This window comes from Marinobacter sp. B-12, assembly GCF_056857915.1.
Genome location: NZ_JBSXOB010000043.1, coordinates 1 through 24753, shown reverse-complemented (window position 1 = coordinate 24753; position 24753 = coordinate 1). Strand labels below are relative to the sequence as shown.

The window sequence follows — 24753 nt, the reverse complement described above, 5'->3', positions numbered from 1 at the left end:
ACTTAACAATCGCCGGTTTTTTTATTTCCCAACATTCGATTGGACTATATCAGATGATATCGTCCATTGATTTCAGTGGGTAATGGGCCGGGTAGCCGTTACGGGCAACGCCTGAGTCGACCGCCGCGCGAGCGACTGCCGCCGGAACAACTTCCAGCAGGCGCACGTCCATCGGCTTGGGAATGATGTACTCCCGACCAAACTCGAAACTTGCAACGTCATAGGCTTCACAGATTTCCTGCGGAACCGGCTCTTTCGCCAGCTCGCGAATCGCGTGAACAGCCGCCACTTTCATTTCTTCGTTGATTGCGGTCGCCCTCACGTCCAGAGCACCACGGAAGATGAACGGGAAGCCAAGCACGTTATTCACCTGATTCGGGTAGTCTGAGCGGCCTGTAGCCATGATCAGGTCATCGCGGGTAGCCAGCGCCACTTCAGGGCTGATCTCAGGGTCCGGGTTGGAGCAGGCAAACACAATCGGGTTCGGAGCCATCAGCTTAAGCTGGTCCGCGCTCAGCAGATCCGGGCCGGAAAGCCCGAGAAATACATCTGCACCGTCCATCGCATCATCAAGCGTGCGCTTGTCAGTATCGTTGGCAAACATCGCCTTGTATTGGTTCAGGTCCTCGCGACCGGAATGAATCACGCCCTTGCGGTCCAGCATGTAGATGTTTTCGGACCGAACGCCACAGCTGATCAGCAGCTTCATGCAAGCGATAGCCGCTGCGCCAGCTCCGAGGCAGACCACTTTGGCTTCATCGATTTTCTTGTCCTGCAACTCCAGGGCGTTAATCATGCCTGCCGCTGTTACGATGGCCGTGCCGTGCTGATCATCATGAAAGATGGGTACACTGCACTTTTCGATTAGCGCGCGCTCGATTTCGAAGCATTCGGGAGCCTTGATGTCTTCAAGGTTAATACCACCGAAGGTGTCGGCAATACGCTCAACCGTTTCAATAAATGCCTGGGGGCTTTCGGAATTGACCTCGATATCGAACACATCAATTCCAGCAAAGCGCTTGAACAGTACGCCTTTGCCTTCCATAACCGGCTTGCTCGCCAGCGGACCCAGGTTACCCAGACCAAGAATTGCAGTGCCGTCTGAAATCACGGCTACCAGATTACCCTTGGCGGTGTATTTGTATGCGTTCTCGGGGTCCTTCGCGATCTCGCGGACCGGCTCGGCAACCCCGGGGCTGTACGCCAGGGAAAGGTCGCGGGAGGTCTTGGTGGGCTTGGTGATTTCAACACTCAGCTTACCAGGCCGCGGCTTGGCGTGGTATTCAAGGGCTGCTTCTTTCAGATCTTGAGACATTGCCACTGTTCCGTTTGTCACGTTTAAGAGGTAATAAGCCACCGGGCCTTGCCCAGCGGAGCGCGACATTATGGCGCGAAGGGCTGCATCAGACAAGGCCGGATTGGCCACTTGTTAATCAGTCAATACGGCTTTTTGCGTATGCACTCACAACAGGCGCGCCCTACAGCGGGGGCCTGCAGATACAAAAAAAGCGCCTCGCAAGGCGCTTTTTCCACTATCAGCATTCGGATCAGGCTTTCTTGCCACCGATGCGACCACCGAAACGCTTCTGGAAACGGTCGATACGGCCGCCGGTGTCCATCACTTTCTGCTTACCTGTGTAGAAAGGGTGACACTGGGAGCATACATCCAGAGTCAGGTCCTGAGTAAACGTAGAGCGGGTCTTGAGAACGTTACCGCAGGAACAGGTAGCGGTAATCTCTTCGTACTTGGGGTGAATACCTTCTTTCATGGCGAACCTCTGTCGGTCATGCCGCTACCAGATCACGGGATTGCCTGGGTTTCAGCGCAATCCGGGTGTCAGGCACCGCATGTTTGAATCAATTGACAAGACGGGGCACAATCATGCCCTGCCGGAAACAGACCGCGAATCTTACTTGCAAATGCGGTATCAGGCAAGCCCCGGACCGTCTTATCATCCCGCCCGACACGGGACACGCCGGATTGCAGCCCTTTTTAAGGATAGGCAGATACCGTGACACCTTCATCGCCATGGAGCCAGATGTGCCCCGAACTGCGCGTATAGCATTGAATCGCCCTCTCCGGCGGCTGTTCGACTACCTGGTACCAGACCACCTGACATTACAAAAGGGCCAACGCGTCACCGTCCCTTTCGGCAGGCAATCGGCCACCGGTCTGGTGGTCGAGACTGACGCTCGACCACCAGAGGGCATCACTCTCAAGCCGGTCCGATCAGCCAGCGAGACATGGCCTGCACTGCCCCCGGAAACCTTCCGCCTACTCAGTTGGGCGTCGGATTACTATCAGCACCCGCTCGGCGAATGCCTTTTTACCGCACTGCCGCCCGCCCTGCGTCGCGGCAGACCTGCCGTGGAGCATGCCGAACCTTATTGGCAAGCCTGCGGCGATCCGGCGCTGCTGCCCGGCAACGCAACGCGACAGAGAGAGCTGCTGGCCTGGCTGAAGCGCCAACCCGGAGGCGCGGGCAGCAAACAGATTGTGCGCGCTGGTTTCACACAATCGCAAATCCGGAGCCTTCAGGAAAAAGAACTGATCGTTGAGACCACGCCACCCTCACCAAGCGGTGCGGCGGCGGAAACCCGGAATCGTATCCCCGTGCTGTCTCCGGCCCAACAAGAAGCTGCTGACCAACTTGCATCGTCTGATGACGGCTTCACGACGACACTCCTGTTCGGTATCACAGGCAGCGGGAAAACCGAGCTTTATCTCCATTACCTCAAGACTCACCTGGACAACAAGCACCAGGCGCTCGTTCTGGTTCCTGAGATCAACCTGACGCCGCAGACCGTTGCCCGCTTCCAGTACTATTTCGGATCCCGTATCGCAGTGTGGCACTCGGCACTAAAAGACAGCGAGCGACTCTCAACCTGGCTGAGAATCCGTAATGGTGAGCCGGTCATTCTGATCGGTACCCGCTCGGCTGTGTTGCTCCCCTTCACCGAGCTGAAAACCATCATCGTGGATGAGGAACACGACAGCTCCTATAAACAGGGGGAAGGATTCCGCTATTCCGCCAGGGACACCGCAGTCTATCGTGCACACCTCAATAATTGCCCCATTATTCTTGGCTCCGCAACCCCCTCTATGGAGTCCTACCACAACGCCCTGACCGGCAAATACACGCTGGTTCGACTTGAGGAGCGTGCAGGCAATGCCAAACTGCCGACGATCAAGTTACTGGACATTCGCAGCCGACCTCTGGAAGGCGGCCTCTCACGACCTGTGATGCGTGCTATCGAGAAATGCCTGAACGCCGGACAGCAAGCTCTGGTGTACGTAAATCGCCGAGGGTTTGCTCCGGTCATGATGTGTTTCGACTGCGGCCATATGGTTGAGTGCCCCCGCTGCGACACCCGCCTTACCTATCATCGCCGCGACCGTGCCATGCGGTGCCACCATTGCGACTTTCAGACCGCCGCGACAGACCACTGTCCAAAATGCAGCAGCGATTCATTCAAGCCAGTCGGCCAAGGCACTGAAAGAAGTGAAGATGTATTGGCAACACAGTTTCCGGACGTCCCCGTCGTGCGGGTCGATCGGGACAGCACTCAACGCAAAGGCAGCATTCAGGGTATTCTCGAGACAGTGAACAGCGGCAGCCCCTGCATACTGGTGGGCACACAGATGCTGGCCAAGGGGCACGACTTCCCAAACGTTACGCTCGTCGTTGTTGTTAATGCTGATGGCGGACTGTTCAGCGTAGACTTTCGCGCGCCCGAACAATTGATCCAGACCCTACTGCAGGTTAGCGGACGGGCCGGACGTGGTGAAAAATCAGGGGAAGTACTGGTGCAAACCTGCCATAGCGACCACCCACTACTGCGATCTTTAGCGGCGGGCTATTATCTCCCTGTTGCCGACCAATTGCTTGCCGAACGGGAAACCGGCCAACTCCCACCCTTCCGGTCAATGGCCATACTTCGAGCCGAGTCGAACATCATGGCATCGAGCCTCAAACTACTTGATGACATGAAGTCTAAGGCATCAGACTGCGGCGTTGAGTCTTGGGGGCCATTACCTGCTGTGATCGCGCGCAGGGCTGATCGTCACCGGGCCCAACTGATCATGGTTTCAAGCAACCGAATCCGGCTTAACCGTCAACTGGCAGCGCTTTGCCAGGAACTTGACCTGATGAAACTTCCCGCGGATATCAGGTGGGCAATCGACGTTGATCCGCTAGAAACCGGATGACCCACCAAAACTGTGACAACGAGGGCCTTTTTGCAATATTTTACAACCTGCCAAAGGCCATCAACTCGGTAAATTCCGTGTTTGGCAATGTTGAATCAGACTCTGAAGGCGCCCAATTCAGCGGGAGTGCAGCCAAGGCTGCCTTACCGGATCGGATTCAACAGGCTGTGTTTTTGATGGGCAGATTTCAATCCAGTCCTCAAGCGTCAACGTCTTTGACGTCACGTTTGAAGCCACCAACTGTGGGACCACACCTACCTCATCGCCGTCCGAACGCAATGGCCGCTATAACGGTTTGGGCTCCTACGACAGCATCAACCTCCGTATAAGCTTCATGAGTGCCAATAATACGGTGATCCTTCCTTTCCAAGGAGACTAAAGCAGTACCAACAACACCCTGTAGCATCGGGAGCCCTTCGCCCCCCCGGGGGAACGCAACTGGCCTCGAACAGCGTAATTTGAGTCGCCCGCACCTTTCCGCGATAATAGCGTCCTTCGACATCTCCGGCGGGACGCTTGCCGCCGTTCTTCCATTCTCTTGCAACTCGAGTCATCCGACAGCATGAAAGAGACCGTATCCGAACTTCTCCAGTCTGCGCTGGCGACCCTGCAATCTGAAGGCACTCTGCCCGCAGATCAGACCTTTACACCACAGGTAGGCAACACCAAGGACAAATCCCATGGCGATTACGCCTGCAATATTGCCCTGGTGGCATCGAAGGCTGCCGGTTGCCCGCCACGAAAACTGGCAGAAGCATTGGTCGAACGGCTACCGAACAGCAGCGCTGTCGAGAAGGTTGAAATTGCGGGCCCCGGATTTATCAACTTTTTCATGAGTACTGCCAGCGCCTTTGAAGTGGTCAACACCATTCTCGACGACGCCGGGCAATACGGCCGCAACAACAACGGCGAAGGCAAGAAGGTCCAGGTGGAATTTGTCTCTGCCAACCCAACCGGCCCCTTGCACGTGGGCCACGGCCGTGGTGCAGCGATAGGTGACTGCCTGAGCCGCCTGCTGGAAGCCAATGGTTACCAAGTCACCCGCGAGTTTTACTACAACGATGCGGGCGCGCAGATCAACAACCTGGCGCTTTCAGTGCAATCTCGAGTGAAAGGGCTGACACCGGAAGACGAAAACTGGCCTGCCGATGGCTACCGCGGTGACTACATCACCGATGTGGCCAACGCCTATCTCGCCGGCGAAACCGTTACCGCGGACGACCGGGAAGTCACCGCTAAAGCCGATCCGGACGATCAGCAAGCCATCCAGGAATTCGCCGTAGCCTACCTGCGTCGTGAGCAGGATCTCGACCTGAAAGCCTTTGGCGTGGAATTCGACGTGTACTTCCTTGAGTCCTCGCTGTATGAAGATGGCAAGGTAGAGGAAGCTGTCGAGCGCCTGCAGGAAAATGGCTATACCTACGAACACGACGGCGCCATGTGGCTGAAAACCACCGAATTCGGTGATGACAAAGACCGCGTGATGCGCAAGAAAGATGGCGGCTACACCTATTTCCTGCCAGACGTGGCCTACCACCTGGACAAGTGGCAGCGGGGCTTTACCACGGTTATCAATGAGCAGGGTGCCGACCACCACTCTACCGTCACGCGGGTCCGTGCCGGTCTGCAAGCGCTGAACGCTGACATCCCCCAGGGCTGGCCGGATTACGTTCTTCACCAGATGGTGATGGTGACCCGGTCTGGGCAGGAAGTGAAGATTTCCAAGCGCGCGGGCAGTTACGTGACGGTCCGCGACCTGATCGACGAAGTGGGCCGCGATGCCACCCGCTTCTTCCTTGCGGCCCGCAGAGTCGACTCCCAGTTGACCTTCGATATCGATCTGGCCCGCTCCCAGACCAATGAAAATCCGGTCTATTACATTCAGTATGCCCATGCACGTATTTGCAGCGTGCTCAGAAAGCTGAAAGAAGAAGGGGTTGAACGTGGTCTGAACGAATGTGTCGGCGACCTGTCCTTGCTGACACTCGACGAGGAAAAGGATCTCGCTAATCAGCTAGCCAAGTACCCCGAGCTGATAGAAAGCTCAGCCAAACTGAGAGAACCACATCACCTGACGCACTATCTCAGGGATCTTGCTGGTCAGTTTCATACCTACTACAACGCCCACAAAGTTCTGATCGAGGATACCGCTGTCCGGGATGCTCGCGTTTCCCTGTATCTTGCGGTCCGGCAGGTGATCGCCAATGGTCTTGACCTGCTTGGCGTAAGCGCTCCCGACGAAATGTAGCAAGTCAGGCTTCATGATCTGAATAATCAGGCACGCAACAGGAACTAACCCGGCCATGTCCCGAGACTATGCCCGCAAATCCAGACCGGCCAGCAAACCGGCAACATCAAAAAAATCCGCGAGGCCTGTGCGTAAGCAAAAGCAGCCCCCCAAACGCCCTGCTGCAGCCAAGTCACAGCGGGGCGGCTTGTCATTGAAGTGGATCCTGTCACTGGCAGCCGTGGGTGGTTTTATCGGCTTTATTGCCTATCTCAACTCACTTCCGACATCCGAGCCTCGCCAGGATGAAAAAGCCACAGCAGCCGAAACGCCTGCGGTAAAGGAAAAGCCTCCGGAAACCGCCGCAAAAGAAAAACCCGGCTTTCGCTTTTACGACATGCTTCCTGACTCGGAGGTGGTTCCTCCCGAGGTTGAGGAATATACCCCAGGGCCCGGACAGCAAACGTTTGATTACCTGGTGCAGACGGGGTCTTTCCGACAACAGCAAGATGCGGAGAGGCAGCGAGCCGAAATCGCGTTCCAGGGCCTCCGTGCCCAGGTCAAACGCATCGACCTCGACAGCGGAAGCATCTGGTACCGCGTCAATGTGGGCCCCTTCACCTCTCGCAGCCAGATGAATGCGGCTATCGACAAGCTGGTCAACCTCAACATTCAGCCTCTGGTCAGGAAGATTCCCAAGGAGGGTTAAGCCGCCCTCCTGACTCTCTTTCCTCCCACCCTTGAAAACCGCCCCCCCGCCTCCATAACTGCTGAATACTGTTTTCTATCAGGCAAGTGGAGCCAGAATGACTACCATACTTTCTGTCAGGCGTGACGACGAAGTGGCCATGGGTGGCGACGGCCAGGTCTCCCTCGGCAATACTGTAATGAAGGGCAATGCCCGCAAGGTTCGCCGACTCTATAACGACAAGGTGCTGGCCGGTTTTGCAGGTGGTACTGCCGACGCATTCACCTTGTTCGAGCGCTTTGAAGCCCAGCTTGAGAAACACCAGGGCAACCTTACGCGCGCTGCTGTCGAGCTGGCCAAAGACTGGCGAACAGACAGGGCTCTTCGCCGCCTGGAAGCCTTGCTGGCCGTCGCGGATAAAACCGCATCGCTTATCATCACTGGCAACGGCGATGTTATCGAACCAGAACAGGGGCTGATCGCGATCGGCTCCGGCGGTCCGTTTGCACAAGCGTCCGCGCGGGCCCTGCTGGAGAACACCGACCTGAAAGCCAATGAGATTGTGGAAAAAGGCCTGGATATAGCGGCCGACATCTGCATCTACACCAACCACAATCGCACCCTCGAAGTGCTGTCAGCCAACGACTGATCCGGAGCTAGCATGTCTGCAATGACCCCCCGTGAGATTGTCCACGAGCTCAACAAACACATCGTGGGCCAGGAAGAGGCCAAGCGTTCCGTGGCCATCGCCCTGCGCAATCGCTGGCGCAGGATGCAGTTGGACAGTGGTCTGCGCGAGGAGATCACACCGAAAAACATCCTCATGATCGGCCCCACTGGTGTTGGCAAAACTGAAATCGCACGCCGTCTCGCCAAACTGGCAGACGCCCCTTTCCTGAAAGTGGAAGCGACCAAGTTTACCGAAGTGGGCTATGTGGGCCGGGATGTCGAGTCCATTATCCGTGATCTGGCGGACATGGCCATCAAGATGCTGCGCGAGAAGGAAATGAAACGCCACGAGCATCGCGCCATGGATGCAGCCGAGGAACGTATTCTCGATGCCCTTATCCCGCCACCCCGGGATTTCAAGGAAGACAGTCAGAAAACCGAAGACTCTTCCACCCGCCAGCTGTTCCGCAAGAAACTGCGTGAGGGCGAGCTGGACGACAAGGAAATCGAAATCGACCTGCGCAACAGCGGCGCCGGCGTTGAAATCATGGCACCTCCGGGCATGGAGGAGATGACCAGCCAGCTACAGAACATGTTCTCGAGCATGTCCTCTGATAAGCGCAAGACCCGCAAGATGAAGGTCGCTGACGCCATGAAGCACGTTCGCGACGAGGAAGCCGCCAAGCTGGTCAACGAAGAGGAAATCAAGCAAAAAGCCATCCAGACAGTCGAGCAGAATGGCATCGTCTTCATCGACGAAATCGACAAGGTGGCCAAGCGCTCAGAGAACACCTCATCGGACGTATCACGGGAAGGTGTACAACGGGATCTGCTGCCCCTGATTGAAGGCAGCACCGTCAGCACCAAGTATGGTTCCGTGCGAACGGATCACATCCTGTTTATCGCGTCCGGCGCGTTTCACCTGTCGAAGCCGTCTGACCTGATCCCGGAATTACAGGGCCGCCTGCCGATCCGCGTTGAACTGCAGGCACTGACCCCCGATGACTTCAAGCGCATTCTCACAGAGCCAGACGCCTCTCTGGTACAACAGTACGAAGCCCTGATGGACACCGAGGGCGTCAAGCTGACCTTCACAGAGGACGCCATCGCCCGTATTGCCGAGGTCGCGTACAAGGTCAACGAGACCACGGAAAATATCGGTGCAAGACGCCTGCATACTGTGCTGGAACGACTGCTGGAAAGTCTGTCTTACGAGGCGGGTGATCAGGTTACCGACAGCTTCGAGGTTACCGCGGCGTTTGTGGACGAGAAGCTGGGTGAGTTGGCTGAAGACGAAGACCTGAGCCGCTATATCCTGTGACCCGCAAGGGCTGGAAGGCCCGAATGTACCCGATTGGGGGGCGCGTTCTTCGCGCGCCCTCCTAGCTCCCTCCAGATTGCTGAATCACGCCCACTACAGCGCCTTGCTGAATAGCTCCGACACATTGTCAAAGCCCGTTGCCAGCTTTCCTTTCTGAGCCCGTTTCTTGCGACCTTTCGCCACATAGAGGGGAAGCATCTCGCCGTACAGGCTGGTACTGATCGTACGCTGCTCATCTTCCAGGCGATCCCGACGCAAACGAATACCGTACTTCGCAAGCTTCGGCTCCAGCTCGTCCGCACGGTTCAGCAGATCGCGCCGCGTCATCTGGTAGGCATGCTCACATACCATTCGACGGGACTGGAAACTGAACACATTGGAGAAGAACAACTTGGCATCGTCACGCGTCGGCTCAAACAGCAGGATATCCTTTTCCGGGTAATCCCGGGTGTACTGCGCAATGCCCGACTGCATTCGGGAGTACACCATGGTGCGGAACATCTGGGACAGCAGGTTTGGCATACCTGACCGGGTCAGCTCCCCCGGCCCCATGGTACCGGCTCGTACAGCTGAGCTCGCATCAATGGGAACCTGGGGGTTGACCGCAAAAACCAGATCCGCACCGTCCTCAAACGCCACAGACGCATGCAGTCCCTTTCTCAGGGTGCCATCCACGTAGTAGCGCCCATCGATAGTGACCGGAACATAGATACCCGGAGACGATGTACTCGCCTGAATCGCCTTTGATATGGGTACATGATCAAAACCGGGGGCACCGAAACAAACCGCCTCGGTGCTTTCCACATCCGCCGCAACGATGTACAGACTGCGCTTGAGCTGACGGAAATCGTTGGTGCGGCCAAGCATGGTGAAGGCCCGCTGCAAATATTCATGCAAGCCTTCGTTGTCAAAAAGACCCGCAGGCGCGGCCTGCGCGAGGATAGTCAGTGCTTCCAAAAGACTCTGGTCATAAGGGTTGTTCACAAACCGCCTCACAGCGGTCGTCACCAGCCCCGGAACCGCCAGCAGGCGACTACCTAACTCCCGGAACGCCGGGCGATAAAACACTTCCGGATGGAAGGGATGTACTTCCGCTTCATTGCGCACAAAAATCCGGCACAACTGGGCCGTGGTCATCTGGTTTGCCAGATTGGCCGCAACAAAAGAGCCAGCGTTCACTCCCACGTACACATCAATATTATTAAAATCAAGACCGTCCAGCACCTCATCCAGTGCTCGCAACGCCCCGATTTCGTAGATACCACCCAACGGGCCACCGCCGCCAAGGGCAAGGCCGATGCGAGGTTCGGGCTTAATCGCTGTTGTGGTTGCCGTCATTCGATATCCCCATGCGGGTGCGGTTGGCCATTGCAATTAACACTAGCAGCCAGTTTTAGAGTCCACACCCTATATAGGACCAATTGGCTATACACCTTCACGAAAGGGCCCTTTCGGCATGGGCAATGGCGCTGGTCTTGCCCGGGCGCAGGTAGCGACCAAATCCGGCATTGCGCAACGCCAAGTCCACACAACTTTTGATAACGTGGGGAGAATCCAGCAGCAGAACATCCTCGAGCAATTGCGCAGACCACTCGCGGCTCACGCTACGGATAACGGACTTGACCTTCGGCAGGCTGGCCGCATTCATGGACAGGGAATCGTAGCCCATCGCCATCAATAGCAGCGCGCCGCCAGGGTCACCCGCCAGTTCACCGCAGATACCGACGGGCTTGCCGACCGCATGGGCGTCCTGGGCCACGCGCACCAGCGCCTGAAGCACGGCGGGATGATAGGAGTGGTACAGCTGCGCGACCCTGGGATTGTTGCGATCCACCGCCAGCAAGTATTGGGTGAGGTCGTTTGAACCCACAGAGAGGAAATCCACGCGATCCGCCAGTTCGCGAATCTGATACACCGCCGCCGGAATCTCCACCATTACCCCGACCTTGGGCATATGGATGTTGTAACCTTCCTCCCTGACCTCATGATAAACCCGGTAAATAAGGTGGAGAGACTCTTCCACTTCTGAAATATTGCTGATCATCGGCAGCATGATCTGCAGATTGTTCAGGCCTTCACTCGCCTTGAGCATCGCGCGCACCTGAACCAGGAATATCTCCGGATGATCCAGGGTTACCCGGATACCGCGCCAGCCCAGAAACGGGTTCTCTTCCTGGATCGGGAAGTACGTCAGCGCCTTATCGCCGCCGATGTCCAGCGTACGCATGGTGACAGGGTTCGGCGCAAAGGCTTCCAGTTGCTCGCGGTAATATTCGCGTTGTTCCTGTTCCGACGGGAATCGGTCCTTGATCATGAACGGCACTTCGGTTCGGTACAGACCGATACCTTCAGCACCATGGCTCAAAGAACGCACCACATCTGTCATCAGACCAGTATTCACCAGCAGCGACACCCGGTGGTTATCGGTGGTTTCGCAAGGCAGATCCCGCAGGGCTTCCAGCCCTTTGACCAACTCGTCTTCCTCGTCACAGATTTCTTGGTAGAAGTTCCTCAGATCCATGGAGGGTGACGCGAAAATCTGCCCTTCAAAGCCATCAACAATCAGGTCCTTGCCATCCAGTTGGTTGACCGGAATATCTACCAGCCCCATGACGGTGGGCACACCCATGGCACGCGCCAGGATGGCAACGTGGGAGTTGCTGGAGCCCTTAACCGACACCAAACCGACCAGTTGCCCCTTGGGCACCTCTCCGAGCATGGCCGGTGTCAGCTCTTCACTGACAAGGACTGTGTTCTCAGGATAGACCGTGTCTTTCTGCTCACCTTCCTGTAAGTGGGACAACAAACGGCGGCCGAGGTCGCGGATGTCCACAGCCCGTTCCTGCAGGTAGTGGTCGTCCATCATTTCAAAGTGGCGAACGTACTGCTGAACCACCTGCTTCAATGCGCCCTGGGCCCAGAAACCCTCCTTGATCCGGTTGCCCACCTCACCCGGCATTGCGTCATCACCCAGCATACGCAAATAGACATCGAACAGAGCCTGCTCTTCCGGGCGAAGCTGGGAAGCAAGCCGGGCCGCTACCCGCTCAATGTCTTCCCGAACCGCTGTCACCGCGCCTTCAAACAGCGACAGTTCCAGCTCAACATCATCGGTGGGTTTCTCAGGCACAACGTCCAGGTCGGCGGCCGGGTACACCACCACGCCCTTGCCAATGGCAACGCCCGGCGCACCAGGCACACCACTGAAACTGACATCAGTCGCTTCTTCACCGGTCAGGGAAAGACCGCTGATGGCGCCCGTTGCCTCGCTGTGGGCGATAACACCTGCCAATTGGGCCGAAACGGTTACCAGGAAGGCTTCTTCACCCTCGTCAAAGCAGCGCGAACTTTCCCGTTGCTGAACAACAAGAACGCCAAGAACCCGGCGATGGTGAATGATGGGAACACCCAGGAATGAGCGAAAACGCTCTTCGCCGGTCTCAGGGAAGTAACGATAGCGGGGATGGGACGGAGCATCTTCAAGGTTGATAGGCTCCTCCCGGGAGCCAACCAGACCAATCAGGCCCTCGGAATAAGCCAGGCTGACCTGCCCTACTGCTTGCTGGTACAAGCCTTCTGTCGCCATCAATATGTAGCGATTTGTGGCTGGATCAAGCAGATATACCGAGCAAACCTCGGTATCCATGGCTTTCTGCACCCGCGAAACAATGACATCCAGCGCCTCCTGCAAATCGCGGGCACTGTTTACCTCTTGTACAAGACTTCGCAGTATGCTCAGCATGGCGGGTTCAATCCGTCATTTCTGTGTGTCCTTCGCGCGTCGGGAAGGCTCGCTCTGGCGCCACTGTTCCATGTCATAAAACAGCCGCGGCGCGAGCTCTCGCAGCGCACGTCGATAGACCTCGCGTTTGAACGAGACGACCTGCCCAAGCGGGTACCAGTAGCTAACCCACTGCCAGCCGTCGAATTCCGGCGAGTCCGTGCCGTCTACGCGCACCTGCGCATCCGGCGAAAGCATCCTCAGCAGGAACCATTTCTGTTTTTGTCCCACGCAGACCGGGTGCGAATTGTGCCGCACCATCCTGCGAGGGAGGCGGTATCTCAGCCAGCCACGGGTACAACTGATGATTTCCACATCGCCTGTACCGAGACCTATTTCCTCCGCCAGCTCCCTGTAGAGAGCCTCCTCTGGTGATTCGTCGTGCTTGATACCACCTTGAGGGAACTGCCAGGAGTCCTGCCCTATTCGCCTTGCCCAGAGGACTTCCCCCCTGTGATTGGCCAGAATGATTCCGACGTTGGGTCTGAAACCGTCCGAATCGATCACGGCACAGTCCTCTTAAAAGTCGGTTGGCCGGATTAAAAATTCACCGGCCGGATTTATCCAAGTTGCTCTCATTCTTACAGAATCCCAAGGCTTCGGCAAACGGAGCCGACTGCGGCATGTCATGGTAAACTGTCGCGCCTGTAATGGCCGTTGTTCCTGCTGGAGGTAAACAAATTGACGCTTGCGATTTTTGATCTCGATAACACCCTGCTCGCCGGAGACAGCGACCATGCCTGGGGTGAATTCCTCGTGGAAGAGTCTATTGTGGATGCAGAAGAATACCGGCAGGCGAATGACCGCTTCTATGAGGAGTATTTGAACGGCGAGATGGACATCATGCGCTACCTGAGCTTTGCCCTTCAGCCTCTTGCACGGCATGACACGGAACAGCTGCTGACCTGGCGCAAACAGTTTGTGGCGAAAAAAATCCAGCCAATGATGCTTGTCAAGGCCAAGGCATTGCTGGATAGCCACCGGGCCGAAGGCCACACGCTGATGATCATCACTGCAACCAACCGGTTCGTAACCGAGCCGGTGGCTGAACTGCTGGACATTGACCATCTGATTGCCACTGAGCCAGAGATAGTCAATGGGCGTTATACGGGAGAGGTTGCAGGTATTCCCAGCTTTCAGGACGGGAAGGTAACCCGCCTGAATGACTGGCTCGAATCAACTGGAGAAAGTCTTGAGGGCGCCTGGTTCTATAGTGACTCCCATAACGACGCCCCATTGCTTCGCAAAGTCGACAACCCGGTCGCAGTCGATCCGGACCCCACACTTGAAAAAATTGCGAAAGAGAGCGGCTGGAAAGTCATGAGCCTTCGCGGGTAACTATATGCCTATGTGCCCGGGAAGGCCCCAGGGAGGGAGTGCCCGGGATACGCTGTGAATCCGCTACTTCTGAGTTTCATTCTCGGAAGCCCAATAGATCGCAGTGAAATCCAGAATCCCGGCCTCAAAGAAACCCAGTCAATGACCGAACAAAACAGCTTTTAATATAATCGGTCTCCGGAATCCCCGGCACTACCGGATGATCCGGCGCTTGATGGCCTTGCTCCAATAACTGAACAAATCGGTCGATCTTACGGCCACTGCCGCGAATAATATCCGTCAGTTTTTCCTGGGACAGGTGCATGGAGCAGGAAGCCGACACCAGTAGTCCATCCCGACCAAGCAACCGGAGTCCCAACTGGTTCAGGCGCGCATAAGCCTCTTCCCCGGCCTTCTGGTCGCGCCGACGAGGAATCAGTGCCGGCGGGTCCAGCACGACGATGTCGAACTTTTCCTTCTCATCGCACAGGGCCTTCAAAGCGTCGAAGGCATCACCCTCGATCGTCTCGATGTTATCAAGGCCATTGATCTTCGCATTGTGATGAACAGAATCGATGGCACCAGCGGAACTGTCCACACAGGTCACCTGCGTCGCCCCGGCACAGGCAGCCTGGATCCCCCAGCCACCCACATAGCTGAACACATCCAGCACGCGCTTGCCCGGCGCATAGGCCTGAAGGCGCTGCCGGTTCATGCGGTGATCATAGAACCACCCCGTTTTCTGCCCTCCCTCCATGGGGACTTCAAAGCGCACGCCATTTTCCTCAACCGGCAGGAGATCAATCTCCGGGCCATGGGCCTGCTCAACGTAGGTATCCAGCCCCTCCACCTTCCGCATCTTGCCGTCGTTCTTGAGGATAATCGCCCGCGGATGCGCCAACCTCTGAACCGCACGAACAATCGACTCCTTCATCTGCTCCATACCGGCCGTGGAAATCTGAACCACTACAACATCATCAAACCGGTCAATCACCAGCCCGGAAAGCCCATCACTGTCACCAAACACCCAGCGATAAAACGGCTTGTCAAACAACCGCTCCCGCAGCGCCAGCGCCGTCTCAACCCGCTCAGTAAGCCTTTGCGGCGTCATGCCATGGGCGGCATTCCGGCTGATCAAACGGCCGCAGATCAGCGCATGCGGGTTCACAAACACCGTTCCCATGGGCTTATCGTTGGCCGCACGCAGCTCAGCCTGGGCACCGGCCTCAAACTCCGTCAGCGGAGAACGACGGGTATCCACTTCATTGCTGTAGACCCAAAGATGGCCAGCCCTGAGCCTGCGCTCGGCGCCTTTGCGGAGGTATAAAACCGGAAAATTCATAAATAACCGCCTGAAGAAAAAACAAAAGGAAGGCTTTTCGAAACGAGTCCAGCACACAGGTCCGGGGATTAAGCTGGGCAGGCTTTCCAAAACTGTGCGGAGCCATGGATGGCGGAGCCCAAGCCGCACAGGGACGTCTCGAGGCGTGTTTTGGAAAGCCTGCCCAGCTTAATCCATGCTCCGGACACTAGAAGTCCTACTCCTCGGCAGCAACATGCTCCGCATAAGCCGCCGCATCCATCAGGCCATCCAGCTCACCGGCATCCGCCAACCGCACACGGAACAACCAGCCATCGCCATAAGGATCCTCATTCACCTTCTCAGGCTCATCCTCAAGGCTCTCATTGACCTCAATCACCTCACCGGTCACCGGACTGAACACATCCGACGCCGACTTCACCGACTCAGCAACCCCTGCCTCTTCAGCACCGGTCACCGTTGCTCCCACATCCGGAACACCAATAAAAACGATATCGCCCAACTGATCCTGGGCAAAATCAGTGATTCCGACAGTTGCAGTGCCATCATCGGCTACACGCACCCACTGATGCGTCTCAATGTATTTCAGGTCTGCGGGTGTTTCGCTCATGGTCAGATATCCCCGATGAATAATTTCGCGCATTTTAACCGAAGAACGACGCCCCCGCGAACATCTCAACCAAAGTTGCGACCCATTCCAGCTTCAAACCAGCCCCCAGGTTGTCTCCCGAGCCATCTCCATGAACGACTGAAGATAGGCCACGTCCACATCCCGCTCACGGAGGCCCAGGAAAATCTGCTTATCAATACCCTCTCGACCAAGCCGTACCGGGCTGATCGGCATCTGATGGGCGTACTCCTCCACCAGCCAACGGGGAAGTGCCGAGACACCCCGCCCTGCCGCGACCATTTGCAGCATAATGTCCGTGGTTTCGATGGTCTTATGCCGGGCCGGGCTGCTGTGGGCCGGCACCAGAAACCGGGTATAAATGTCCAGCCGCTCGGCATCCACCGGATAGGTAATCAGGGTCTCACTCTCCAGATCCGACGGCTCTGCCCATGGCCTGGAGGCCAGTGAGTGATTGCTCGGCACTACTAATACCTGCTCGTAATCAAATACCGGCTCGTACACGAGCCCCTTGCGGTGCAACGGGTCCGGCGTCACCAGCACATCGATGTCATAACCGAACAAAGCACCAATGCCACCAAACTGGAAACGTTGTTTCACATCCACATCCACGCCTGGCCATTGCTCAAGATACGGCCCAACCACCTTGAGTAGCCACTGGTAACAGGGATGACATTCCATACCAATTCGCAGGCTGCCCCGTTGGCCCCGGGCAATCTGGCCTACCAATTCCTCCGCGTGCTCAAACTGCGGCAACAAACGGTTCGCCAGTGACAACAGATACAACCCTGACTGGGTTGGCCGAAGTTTACGGCCTTCACGCACCCACACCGGCGTCCCCAATTGTTTCTCCAGCTTCTTCATGGCATGGCTGAGGGCAGACTGGGTCAGACACAGGGCGTCCGCCGCCGCAGTCAGTGAGCCGCTCCGATCCACTTCCCGGACAATCTCCAGGTGGTTGCGCTCAATCATTGGCCAGCCTTTTGAAAAAAAATCATGGATTCATGAGATTTTACCATTATTTTTCATGGCAGATCATCGCTAGCCTTGATGACCTGACTGAATGACGACAGGAGATTCATCATGGTAACCACCCATAACCTGGGCTTTCCCAGGATTGGCGAACGTCGCGAACTCAAGTTTGCCCTTGAGGGCTACTGGAAGGGCGAACTGAACGAAAACAGCCTGCAGCAAACCGCCACCGGGCTGCGCGCCAGCATTTGGCAGAACCAGCGACCACTCACCTTGGCGCCGGTCGGGGACTTCTCGCTCTACGACCACGTACTGGACATGAGCTCCACACTTGGCAACCTGCCCAAGCGCTCAGGCAAGGCCGATGACCACGAACTGGACCGCTACTTCCGCATTGCCCGTGGCCGCTCTCCGGCGGACGACGATTGCTGTGGCGTGCATGCCGGAGAAATGACCAAATGGTTCGACACCAACTATCACTATATTGTCCCGGAGTTTGGCGCGGATACACAGTTCACCCTGAATCCATCGCGTTTACTGGAACAACTGGCCGAAGCCAAAGCTGCGGGCGTTAACGCCAAGCCGATTATCATCGGCCCTGTCACCTATCTCTGGCTTGGCAAATCCAAGGACAACACAGACCGGCTCAGCCTGCTGGAGGACTTACTGCCGGTCTATGCGGAGCTGTTGAAGCTTCTTGCCGACAATGGCGCAGAGTGGGTGCAGGTTGACGAGCCAATCCTGGTCACAGAATTGGGAGGCGACTGGCGGCACGCCCTGAACCTGGCTTACCACAACCTCAAGACCAGCCCGGTAAAACTGCTGTTGGCCACCTATTTCGGCCAACTGCGGGAAAACCTGCAACTGGCCTGCGAACTACCGGTTGCCGGCCTGCACCTGGATGCGACAAACGCCCGTGACGAAGTATCCCGCGTGACTGACTGGCTGCCGGGGCACAAGGTACTCTCACTGGGCGTGATTGACGGCCGCAATATCTGGAAGACAGACCTGCAGGCAACCCTCGACTGGCTCGAACCGGTCTACCAGAAGCTGCAAGAACGGCTGTGGATAGCGCCATCCTGCTCACTTCTCCATGTGCCGGTGGACCTGAACAACGAAACCACCATGGACCCGGAAATACGCTCCTGGCTGGCCTTTGCGCGGCAAAAACTGGAAGAACTGCAGTTGTTGGCCACGGCACTTACCGATGGCCAGGATGCGGTGACCCGGGAACTGAAGAGCAATGCAGACGCCACACTCAGCCGCAGGAACTCAACCCGCGTGACGGACCCACAGGTTCGCGAGGCGGTCGCGGCGATCACGCCTGAGCTGGGTCAGCGCAAGAGCAGCTACCAGCAGCGCTCGGCGATCCAGGCAAGCCACCTGAAGCTGCCGCGCTACCCCACAACCACTATCGGCTCGTTCCCCCAGACCAAGGATATCCGCCAAACACGGCTCAAGTTTCGTAAGGGTGAGCTCGCACCCGAGGAATATCACGAGCGAATCCGCGCGGAAATCCGCCACTGCGTTGGGGAACAGGAACAATTGGGACTGGACGTGCTGGTGCACGGTGAGGCGGAACGCAACGACATGGTGGAGTACTTCGGCGAGCAACTGGAAGGCTACGTGTTCAGCCGCTTCGGCTGGGTACAGTCCTACGGTTCCCGCTGCGTGAAACCACCCATCCTGTTCGGCGATATCTCCCGGCCCAAAGCCATGACCGTGGAATGGATCCGCTACGCCCAGTCGCTGACAGACAAGCCTCTGAAGGGCATGCTCACCGGCCCGGTCACCATCCTGAACTGGTCCTTCGTGCGCGACGACCAGCCCCGGAAAGACACCTGCCTGCAACTGGCACTGGCCATCCGTGAGGAAGTACTGGACCTGGAACAGGCTGGCGTGAACATCATTCAGATCGACGAAGCCGCCCTTCGAGAAGGCCTGCCCCTGCGCCAGAGCGATTGGCAGACCTACCTGGACTGGGCCATCGAAGCCTTCCGGATTACGTCCAACGGCGTGAAGGACGACACTCAGATACACACCCATATGTGTTATTCGGAATTCAACGACATCATCGAAGCCATCGCCCGCATGGACGCCGATGTCATCACCATCGAAACCTCGCGGTCTGACATGGAGCTGCTGGATGCTTTCAAGGGCTTCCAGTACCCCAACGACATCGGCCCCGGCGTTTACGACATTCACTCACCCAACGTGCCGGGTACCGAGCAGATCGTGTCGCTGATGAACAAGGCTGCAGAGCGGATCCCCGCCGAGCGGCTGTGGATCAACCCGGACTGCGGGCTGAAAACCCGGTCCTGGGAGGAGGTGATTCCGGCGCTCAAGGGGATGGTGGCTGCGGCTCGGGAGTTGCGGGAGGCTTAGGTATTCTGAGGCAGAGGCTCATGCCTCGGCCTCATCCTGCAAACTCTTTGAGCTCTCCGAGGTCACTTGAGGATGTCATCTTAGCCCTGTAGGCCTCCATTGAGATTTTGCCGATCTGCGGTGTGAGTTTGCAGGTGCGTTTGTTCCAGGGGTACTCAGTCTGGCGCTTCAACCACTCGGCCCCCTCACCCTGCTTCCAGACTTCCAGATCCAGGTCACGCCAGAAACGGGGATCACGGCCGGTTTGCTGATCGTGTTCGGCGGTGACGGGGTCCAGGTGGCGGAAGGGTTCCAGCCTCGGCATATCCGGCAGCGGCTGGGATGCATCCATGTACCTCTGCAGCATATCCCATAGAGCCATGACTTCTTCTTTTGTTGGCTCAATCCGGCTTAAGGACGTCTGAGTGAACTGCTTGCCAGTGTAGCGGTGAACAAATATCAGGCGATAGAAGATACCGCCATGCTGAATCACGCGTTCCACATAGGCATCGAACTCCTCGAAGGGTGCGGTCAGTTTCTTACCCCTCGGGAGGGCGAAGCTGACCTCACCCGTGGCACGGCTGAAGGCGCTCTCGCCTGCTTCCAGTCCGCGGTCCAGGAGTTTACCTAGCAGTTTGTCAAATGGGCGCAGCAAAAGGGCGAAGCCGCCCGTGACCCAGGGCATGGTTTTTATGAGGATGTAGATCGAGAGAGCTATCCAACCGAGACCCGCGACGAGAACAACGAAAAGCTGAACAATACGGGGCGACTCCGACGTCAAAAGAAATGAGTAGTAGACAGCCAACATCTCGCCCCCCCCTAGGACCGCAGTGCCCCAAGCATAAGGTATTAGCAACAGTAGAGCCGAAATGCCGACAAAGGCTTTTCCACTTACAAAGCGAATCTGCTGGTGATTCCACCACCCATCCTCAGACTCAACGATGTTCTGATCCTGATACTGGACTGCCGCTGCATCCTCACACGTCCGGTAATAGGGGGCGATGCCAGCGTAATCACCCACCGGCTGCGGATCTTCACCGAGCCGTTTTCTGCTGGTCTCAGATTCTGGTAGATTCGGAACTTGATCGGCCCGAAAACCAGTATCGCCCTGCTCGGTTAGGCGGTGTTTTTCACTCACACATCTACCTCTTTTACGATCCAGTAGGGCACCGGCTCATTTTCAAACGGGTTTAAGGCGTTCCGCTTCTTATCAGGCAGTTCGCCGTGACTAGCAGTGTCAAACGGTTCGTAAGTATCAAGAACCGGCATGGGGAGCCTAAACGCGCCCATTTCGCTTTCGACACTGGCCTGCAACACTACTCTTAACGTGATGTAGCGTCTTTGACTCAGACCAAACCCATGGGTTTCGCCACCGGTTAAGTGCTGTTCGACCAGAAAATGCACAGCATTGGCACCTGGCTCAGGCACATAAGCAGCCACCCGTTTCAGTTGTCTTTTCCCGGTTAGATTGTATTCATCAACCAGGCCCGTCGGGGTATTCAGTGTACTGACAGTATACTCCAGTTCCTGAACGCCCAGCCTCAGTGCGGGCTCTGCATCCGCAGCCCTATCCTGTATTCGCTGGCCCAGTTTGAAACGGCTGATAAGCGGCGAACTGACCGTTATCCGATAGTCGTCTGATGAGGGTGTGTGGTTTGAAAACATTGCCTGTTCTTGACTGTTCAAGTCACCGTAACGATTCACGGATACTGTGACCGGCGAGAACTGACTTAGCAACTGAGGGAAATACGCGGAGTCCTTCGCTGGAAGGCCCTTGTGGTCTGGCCCTACACCGAGTGGCCCTTGCTTCAGCACCCGCTCTATCTCACTATCGGTAGAAAACGCCGCAAAAATGCTACCGCCGAGCACAACCCCCAACCCTAGCAGCGCCCAACCCCAGCCAGGTATCGCCAGCAATCCGCTTAACAGGGGGGATACGAGAAAGACACTACCGCCGGCAACAGCAAGTCCGTGACCAAATGCAGCATCCAAATCCCCGCGACTAACACTGTTTCGGTAATCCCAGGCGCTAGCGCCTACCATAAACACACCAGCGACGAAGTTCACTAGCCCCATTGTTCGGACAATGGTACCTGCCCCAACCTCCAAAAGACGTTTCTGGATAATCGGTCCAATCAGCGGAACAGCCTTCACCTCAAACAGTGGTCTTAATATTATCTTCGGTGCTAACCGACTCCCCGCCGGGGAGCTAACAACATGAAGTTTCATCAACGCTGCCGACAAGTCCAACAAGGCCCCCGAAACTTTGAGAACCTTTCCAGTTTCTATTTGTCTCGCAGTCCAAATTTCGGAAGCAAAATTAAAAGCAGCCAACCCCACCAACACCCTGGACAACCCCGGCCCATCGACGAACGCTCTGGCCTTGTTCGCCCAATCAATCTTTAATGCACTGAATTTCCGGGCTTCGGGGTGGTCGATGGGCAGCACAAACACCCAGGCATGGGCGGCGGCTTTCACCATTGTTTCCGCGCCTTCATCGGCCAGCCGGCTGGGGCTGGTGGAGGCGACCCGCTGGCCAGCGGCGTCGGTTCTGTCGGCGAACAGGTAGTCGTTGCGCCTGGTCAGGGCCTCGCTTCTGCGGTCTTCATCGGTCAGGCCGAAGGAGAGGCCTTCCCCATGAACACCGACGATGCTGTATCGGGTCAGGTCTACCTCGTCCCGATACATCACCTGTAGCTCGCCATCCAGGCCAGGATCGGCAATGTCAGCGGCTTGTTTGACGGAAGCGAACACTCGGTTGAGTTTGATGGCCGCCAAGTCGTCGCTCTGGCGCAGGTTGTCCACTACCTTGAGTATGGCTGCGCTCCAGCCACCCACGGCGGTGTTCACCATGCTCGCCGCCGTGCCTGGCGCGCTGCTGGGAACCGATGATGCGCCATTCTCTGCATTGGACCCACCCTCCTGCTGCGCCAGTTGCTGGGCCAGTGCACTGACAGACGACAGGCCCGCCCCGGTCAGCTGCGCCTCTGTCAGCGTGTTCTGGTCCCTCGCCAGTTCCTTGAGCTGCGCCAGCATGGGATGAAGGTCGTTGGCTGGGTTTTCACTGTCAGCCAGGGCATTGATGAGGGTGTTCTTTCCCAGGCCCTGCTTGAGCAGCCGTGACAAGATGCCCGGTGATTCCAGGCCATGGGCATTCAACACGCCGGGGAGTTGTTGTGCCAGGTTGAGCAGATCCGCCTGTAGCGCAAAAGCTTCGCATGGCCCCAACCCGTCGTGGTTAAGGTAGTCATCACAGACGGTTTCAAAGTCGCCGCTGTTGACCAATGTTTCCAGGGTTTCCAGGTGGGCAGCGATTTCTCCGAGCACCTTCCGGCGCTCGGGATGGTCCAGAGTCTTGTTGAGTTTCTCCCGGTCCACCGCCGCTCGCAGGGTTTCGACTTGATCGCTGGAGGCTGAAACCTGCGGATCGAACAAGGCCTGGCGGATTAGCGTGGCGGAGTGAATCAACGGTTGATCTTTAAGCGACAGGTCAATCGCATCGAGGTAATGAAGGGCCAGGTGCAATTGAGCCAGGGCATGACGTAGGCGAAACAGCGGGTCGGGGATGGCCACGCATACGATGGCGCTGTGCTCCCGGGCACCGACCAATGCGTCCTCTGCGGCCTCGGCCTGCAAATCCAGATCCGGCAGTTCCCTACCCGGATCCTCGTCATCCGTAGGAATCCGCTTCCATCGTTCAACGACTCGGGAAATCAACTCACCACTGCCCGGCACCCGAAACTCGGGCGTAAATCCGGAAGGGTCCCTGAGCATCAGTTCAATGCCCAGATCCCTGGGGCGCAACTTGGATACCGATGTGATGGTTGAAGCCGGAAAACCGCTGTCAAAATTTAGGCTATCGTCGACGGCTGCGGCCCAGGCAGGCGCGATGGACAGGGCCTTCTTCTCCAGAACGGCTGGCGCGTTTTCCAGCTTTTCAATATAGGACCATGGCCACTGGATTTCACTATAGGCAATGCGGCAGTCCGTCAGTTCAAATCGATTCTGCAGCAATACTGGCACCAGAAAATCGGTCGCTGGTTTACCCGCCGCCAAACGGGCGGAGGCCTTATTCTGGCGCGCGGTCACGAGATCGACTTCGCTGAGAGTGCCTTCCGGACCAATCTCGAATTCGCGCCAAAGTGTCTGGCCCCTGAATACATAGAGGTAACCCGGGCGCATAAGGGACACCGCGCGGCCACCGAAGACCGTTACGCCACCGGACTCAATGGGGCGTTTGCTATGAATTTCAGCAACAGGGCAAACACTCATCAAGGTATTGCCCAATTCACCTTCCGGCTTTTCTTCCGTGGATTGCCAGTCGTCCAGAACGGGCACCATGAAGGAGCCGCCGTCTTGAGTGGGGATGGCAAGCGCCATCCCCGCAGGCTCGCCCTTGTCATTTTCCGCCCTCAGGCGGACCGTTTTATCGAGAGGCTCACGTTTGAGGTTCAGGGGTTGATTCATACCGTGCCCTCCTTACCGGGTGCCAATGCGCTTTTCACTGTTTCATCGTCGGTTCCCCGACCACGAACGTCGACCAGCCGGCCAGATTCGTTGACAACAGGGGTTTCCTCTAAGACACCATCGGATTGCGTCGGAGAAGCGCTGAAAGGTGTAGGCCCGTTGCTGCCCCCGGACTTAGTCTTGGCTCCAGCAACACTACCTGGCTTAGCATTGATTCGTGTGCCGGTTTCGGCTAACGAATCCTGCGTCACATTGGCACCTACCACTGGCTCGATGAGGTCGGGCTTTTCAGGCATTTGTGCCCCAACGCCACTACCGCTCCCAGGCCCACCCCCGGAATTCATCTTCACCATGGGTCCTGAAACCGTCACACCGCTGGGATCCACCTTCACAAAACTCCCCCCAGCCTTGAGGGTCACTTCCGCACCCGCTTCGATGACGATTTTCATGCCGGCCTTGTGGTGGATTTCGCTGCCGGCTTCGATGAGCTGGCCCTTGCCCTGTTTGCTGTGGTGGCTGCCGTTGACGGTGAGGCTGTAATCACCGCCGATGGATTCCCGCTTCTCGCCGTCCACGGTGGCGTGGTCATTGCCCTTGATGTGGGCCTTTCGGTGGTTGTCCACGGTCAGGTGGCTGTCATTTTTGATGACTTCGGTGCGGTTGTTTTCCGTCAGCAGGTCCAGGTCTTTCTGGGCGTGGACGTAGATCTGTTCCTTGTCCGCTTCGTCCTCGAATCGCAGTTCGTTGCTGCCCTCGCCCTTGTGGGTCTGGGTCTTGAGGGTGGTTCT

General features: G+C 56.9%; 18 protein-coding genes. 7 read left to right on the top strand and 11 right to left on the bottom strand.

Translation table 11 applies throughout. The annotated features are described in order from the left end of the window. Window positions 1-49: 49 nt before the first annotated feature. Both AC13D2_RS06555 and rpmE read right to left on the bottom strand, forming a co-directional pair. The gene (locus tag AC13D2_RS06555) at window positions 50-1315 is read right to left on the bottom strand and encodes a malic enzyme-like NAD(P)-binding protein (protein ID WP_286811238.1); all 1266 of its coding nucleotides are present in this window, start codon (window positions 1313-1315) and stop codon (window positions 50-52) included. A gap of 232 nt (window positions 1316-1547) precedes the next feature. Continuing rightward, on the bottom strand, window positions 1548-1769 hold the full coding sequence (gene rpmE, locus AC13D2_RS06550) for a 50S ribosomal protein L31 (RefSeq protein WP_286811237.1): 222 nt from the start codon (window positions 1767-1769) through the stop codon (window positions 1548-1550). Window positions 1770-2029: 260 nt separating this feature from the next. Between rpmE and AC13D2_RS06545 the strand changes: the two genes are divergently transcribed. The 5 genes from AC13D2_RS06545 (at window position 2030) to hslU (ending at window position 9115) form a co-directional block, all read left to right on the top strand. Further along, window positions 2030-4210 (top strand): primosomal protein N', encoded by a 2181-nt coding sequence (locus AC13D2_RS06545; protein ID WP_286811267.1) that lies wholly within the window; start codon window positions 2030-2032, stop codon window positions 4208-4210. A gap of 562 nt (window positions 4211-4772) precedes the next feature. After that, window positions 4773-6458, top strand: coding sequence for an arginine--tRNA ligase (gene argS, locus AC13D2_RS06540; RefSeq protein ID WP_286811236.1), 1686 nt, complete (start codon window positions 4773-4775; stop codon window positions 6456-6458). 55 nt (window positions 6459-6513) lie between these two features. After that, the gene (locus AC13D2_RS06535) at window positions 6514-7146 is read left to right on the top strand and encodes an SPOR domain-containing protein (protein ID WP_286811235.1); all 633 of its coding nucleotides are present in this window, start codon (window positions 6514-6516) and stop codon (window positions 7144-7146) included. Between the two features lie 97 nt (window positions 7147-7243). Next, window positions 7244-7774 carry an ATP-dependent protease subunit HslV gene (gene hslV / locus AC13D2_RS06530; protein ID WP_007154624.1) on the top strand — a complete coding sequence of 177 codons (531 nt, stop codon included), beginning with the start codon at window positions 7244-7246 and terminating at the stop codon, window positions 7772-7774. Between the two features lie 12 nt (window positions 7775-7786). Then, a complete protein-coding gene (hslU, locus tag AC13D2_RS06525) occupies window positions 7787-9115 on the top strand; it encodes an ATP-dependent protease ATPase subunit HslU (protein WP_085681601.1) in 1329 nt (442 codons plus the stop codon). 93 nt (window positions 9116-9208) lie between these two features. On the opposite strand, the gene AC13D2_RS06520 is transcribed toward hslU, so the two are convergent. The 3 genes from AC13D2_RS06520 to AC13D2_RS06510 all read right to left on the bottom strand — a co-directional run bounded on the left by AC13D2_RS06520 (window position 9209) and on the right by AC13D2_RS06510 (window position 13403). Then, entirely contained in the window at window positions 9209-10453 is a 1245-nt protein-coding gene (locus AC13D2_RS06520) for a patatin-like phospholipase family protein (protein WP_286811234.1), read from the bottom strand. Between the two features lie 97 nt (window positions 10454-10550). Further along, the gene (gene ptsP / locus AC13D2_RS06515) at window positions 10551-12857 is read right to left on the bottom strand and encodes a phosphoenolpyruvate--protein phosphotransferase (protein WP_286811233.1); all 2307 of its coding nucleotides are present in this window, start codon (window positions 12855-12857) and stop codon (window positions 10551-10553) included. Window positions 12858-12872: 15 nt separating this feature from the next. Then, window positions 12873-13403, bottom strand: a complete 531-nt coding sequence (locus AC13D2_RS06510) for an RNA pyrophosphohydrolase (protein WP_091643469.1) — start codon at window positions 13401-13403, stop codon at window positions 12873-12875. A 174-nt stretch (window positions 13404-13577) separates the two neighbouring features. Here AC13D2_RS06510 and AC13D2_RS06505 point away from each other — a divergent pair, with 174 nt between their 5' ends. Next, window positions 13578-14234: a histidinol-phosphatase gene (locus AC13D2_RS06505; RefSeq protein ID WP_482938364.1), complete on the top strand. Its 657-nt coding sequence runs from the start codon at window positions 13578-13580 to the stop codon at window positions 14232-14234. A gap of 124 nt (window positions 14235-14358) precedes the next feature. Here the strand turns inward: AC13D2_RS06505 and AC13D2_RS06500 are convergent, their stop codons facing one another. The 3 genes from AC13D2_RS06500 to AC13D2_RS06490 all read right to left on the bottom strand — a co-directional run bounded on the left by AC13D2_RS06500 (window position 14359) and on the right by AC13D2_RS06490 (window position 17134). Next, the gene (locus AC13D2_RS06500) at window positions 14359-15555 is read right to left on the bottom strand and encodes a class I SAM-dependent rRNA methyltransferase (protein WP_273065731.1); all 1197 of its coding nucleotides are present in this window, start codon (window positions 15553-15555) and stop codon (window positions 14359-14361) included. A gap of 196 nt (window positions 15556-15751) precedes the next feature. Next, a complete protein-coding gene (gene gcvH, locus AC13D2_RS06495; protein ID WP_273065729.1) occupies window positions 15752-16144 on the bottom strand; it encodes a glycine cleavage system protein GcvH in 393 nt (130 codons plus the stop codon). 93 nt (window positions 16145-16237) lie between these two features. Beyond that, window positions 16238-17134, bottom strand: coding sequence for a LysR family transcriptional regulator (locus AC13D2_RS06490; protein WP_286811230.1), 897 nt, complete (start codon window positions 17132-17134; stop codon window positions 16238-16240). A gap of 111 nt (window positions 17135-17245) precedes the next feature. Here AC13D2_RS06490 and metE point away from each other — a divergent pair, with 111 nt between their 5' ends. Next, window positions 17246-19519 carry a 5-methyltetrahydropteroyltriglutamate--homocysteine S-methyltransferase gene (gene metE, locus AC13D2_RS06485; RefSeq protein WP_482938363.1) on the top strand — a complete coding sequence of 758 codons (2274 nt, stop codon included), beginning with the start codon at window positions 17246-17248 and terminating at the stop codon, window positions 19517-19519. A gap of 31 nt (window positions 19520-19550) precedes the next feature. Here metE and AC13D2_RS06480 read toward each other — a convergent pair whose 3' ends face one another. The 3 genes from AC13D2_RS06480 to AC13D2_RS06470 form a co-directional block, all read right to left on the bottom strand. Beyond that, entirely contained in the window at window positions 19551-20636 is a 1086-nt protein-coding gene (locus tag AC13D2_RS06480; protein ID WP_300498610.1) for a hypothetical protein, read from the bottom strand. Continuing rightward, the gene (locus AC13D2_RS06475) at window positions 20633-23965 is read right to left on the bottom strand and encodes a toxin VasX (protein WP_300498608.1); all 3333 of its coding nucleotides are present in this window, start codon (window positions 23963-23965) and stop codon (window positions 20633-20635) included. The genes AC13D2_RS06480 and AC13D2_RS06475 overlap by 4 nt, the downstream gene beginning before the upstream one ends. Beyond that, window positions 23962-24753: bacteriophage T4 gp5 trimerisation domain-containing protein (locus tag AC13D2_RS06470; RefSeq protein WP_482938362.1), on the bottom strand; the 792-nt coding region annotated here is incomplete at its 5' end. The genes AC13D2_RS06470 and AC13D2_RS06475, both read right to left, overlap by 4 nt.

Excerpts from the sequence above, each read along its gene's own strand:
- AC13D2_RS06555 (WP_286811238.1), bottom strand. The coding sequence starts at position 1,315 with ATGTCTCAAGATCTGAAAGAAGCAGCCCTTGAATACCACGCCAAGCCG.
- rpmE (WP_286811237.1), bottom strand. The coding sequence starts at position 1,769 with ATGAAAGAAGGTATTCACCCCAAGTACGAAGAGATTACCGCTACCTGT.
- AC13D2_RS06545 (WP_286811267.1), top strand. The coding sequence starts at position 2,030 with ATGGAGCCAGATGTGCCCCGAACTGCGCGTATAGCATTGAATCGCCCT.
- argS (WP_286811236.1), top strand. The coding sequence starts at position 4,773 with ATGAAAGAGACCGTATCCGAACTTCTCCAGTCTGCGCTGGCGACCCTG.
- AC13D2_RS06535 (WP_286811235.1), top strand. The coding sequence starts at position 6,514 with ATGTCCCGAGACTATGCCCGCAAATCCAGACCGGCCAGCAAACCGGCA.
- hslV (WP_007154624.1), top strand. The coding sequence starts at position 7,244 with ATGACTACCATACTTTCTGTCAGGCGTGACGACGAAGTGGCCATGGGT.
- hslU (WP_085681601.1), top strand. The coding sequence starts at position 7,787 with ATGTCTGCAATGACCCCCCGTGAGATTGTCCACGAGCTCAACAAACAC.
- AC13D2_RS06520 (WP_286811234.1), bottom strand. The coding sequence starts at position 10,453 with ATGACGGCAACCACAACAGCGATTAAGCCCGAACCTCGCATCGGCCTT.
- ptsP (WP_286811233.1), bottom strand. The coding sequence starts at position 12,857 with ATGCTGAGCATACTGCGAAGTCTTGTACAAGAGGTAAACAGTGCCCGC.
- AC13D2_RS06500 (WP_273065731.1), bottom strand. The coding sequence starts at position 15,555 with ATGAATTTTCCGGTTTTATACCTCCGCAAAGGCGCCGAGCGCAGGCTC.
- gcvH (WP_273065729.1), bottom strand. The coding sequence starts at position 16,144 with ATGAGCGAAACACCCGCAGACCTGAAATACATTGAGACGCATCAGTGG.
- AC13D2_RS06490 (WP_286811230.1), bottom strand. The coding sequence starts at position 17,134 with ATGATTGAGCGCAACCACCTGGAGATTGTCCGGGAAGTGGATCGGAGC.
- metE (WP_482938363.1), top strand. The coding sequence starts at position 17,246 with ATGGTAACCACCCATAACCTGGGCTTTCCCAGGATTGGCGAACGTCGC.
- AC13D2_RS06475 (WP_300498608.1), bottom strand. The coding sequence starts at position 23,965 with ATGAATCAACCCCTGAACCTCAAACGTGAGCCTCTCGATAAAACGGTC.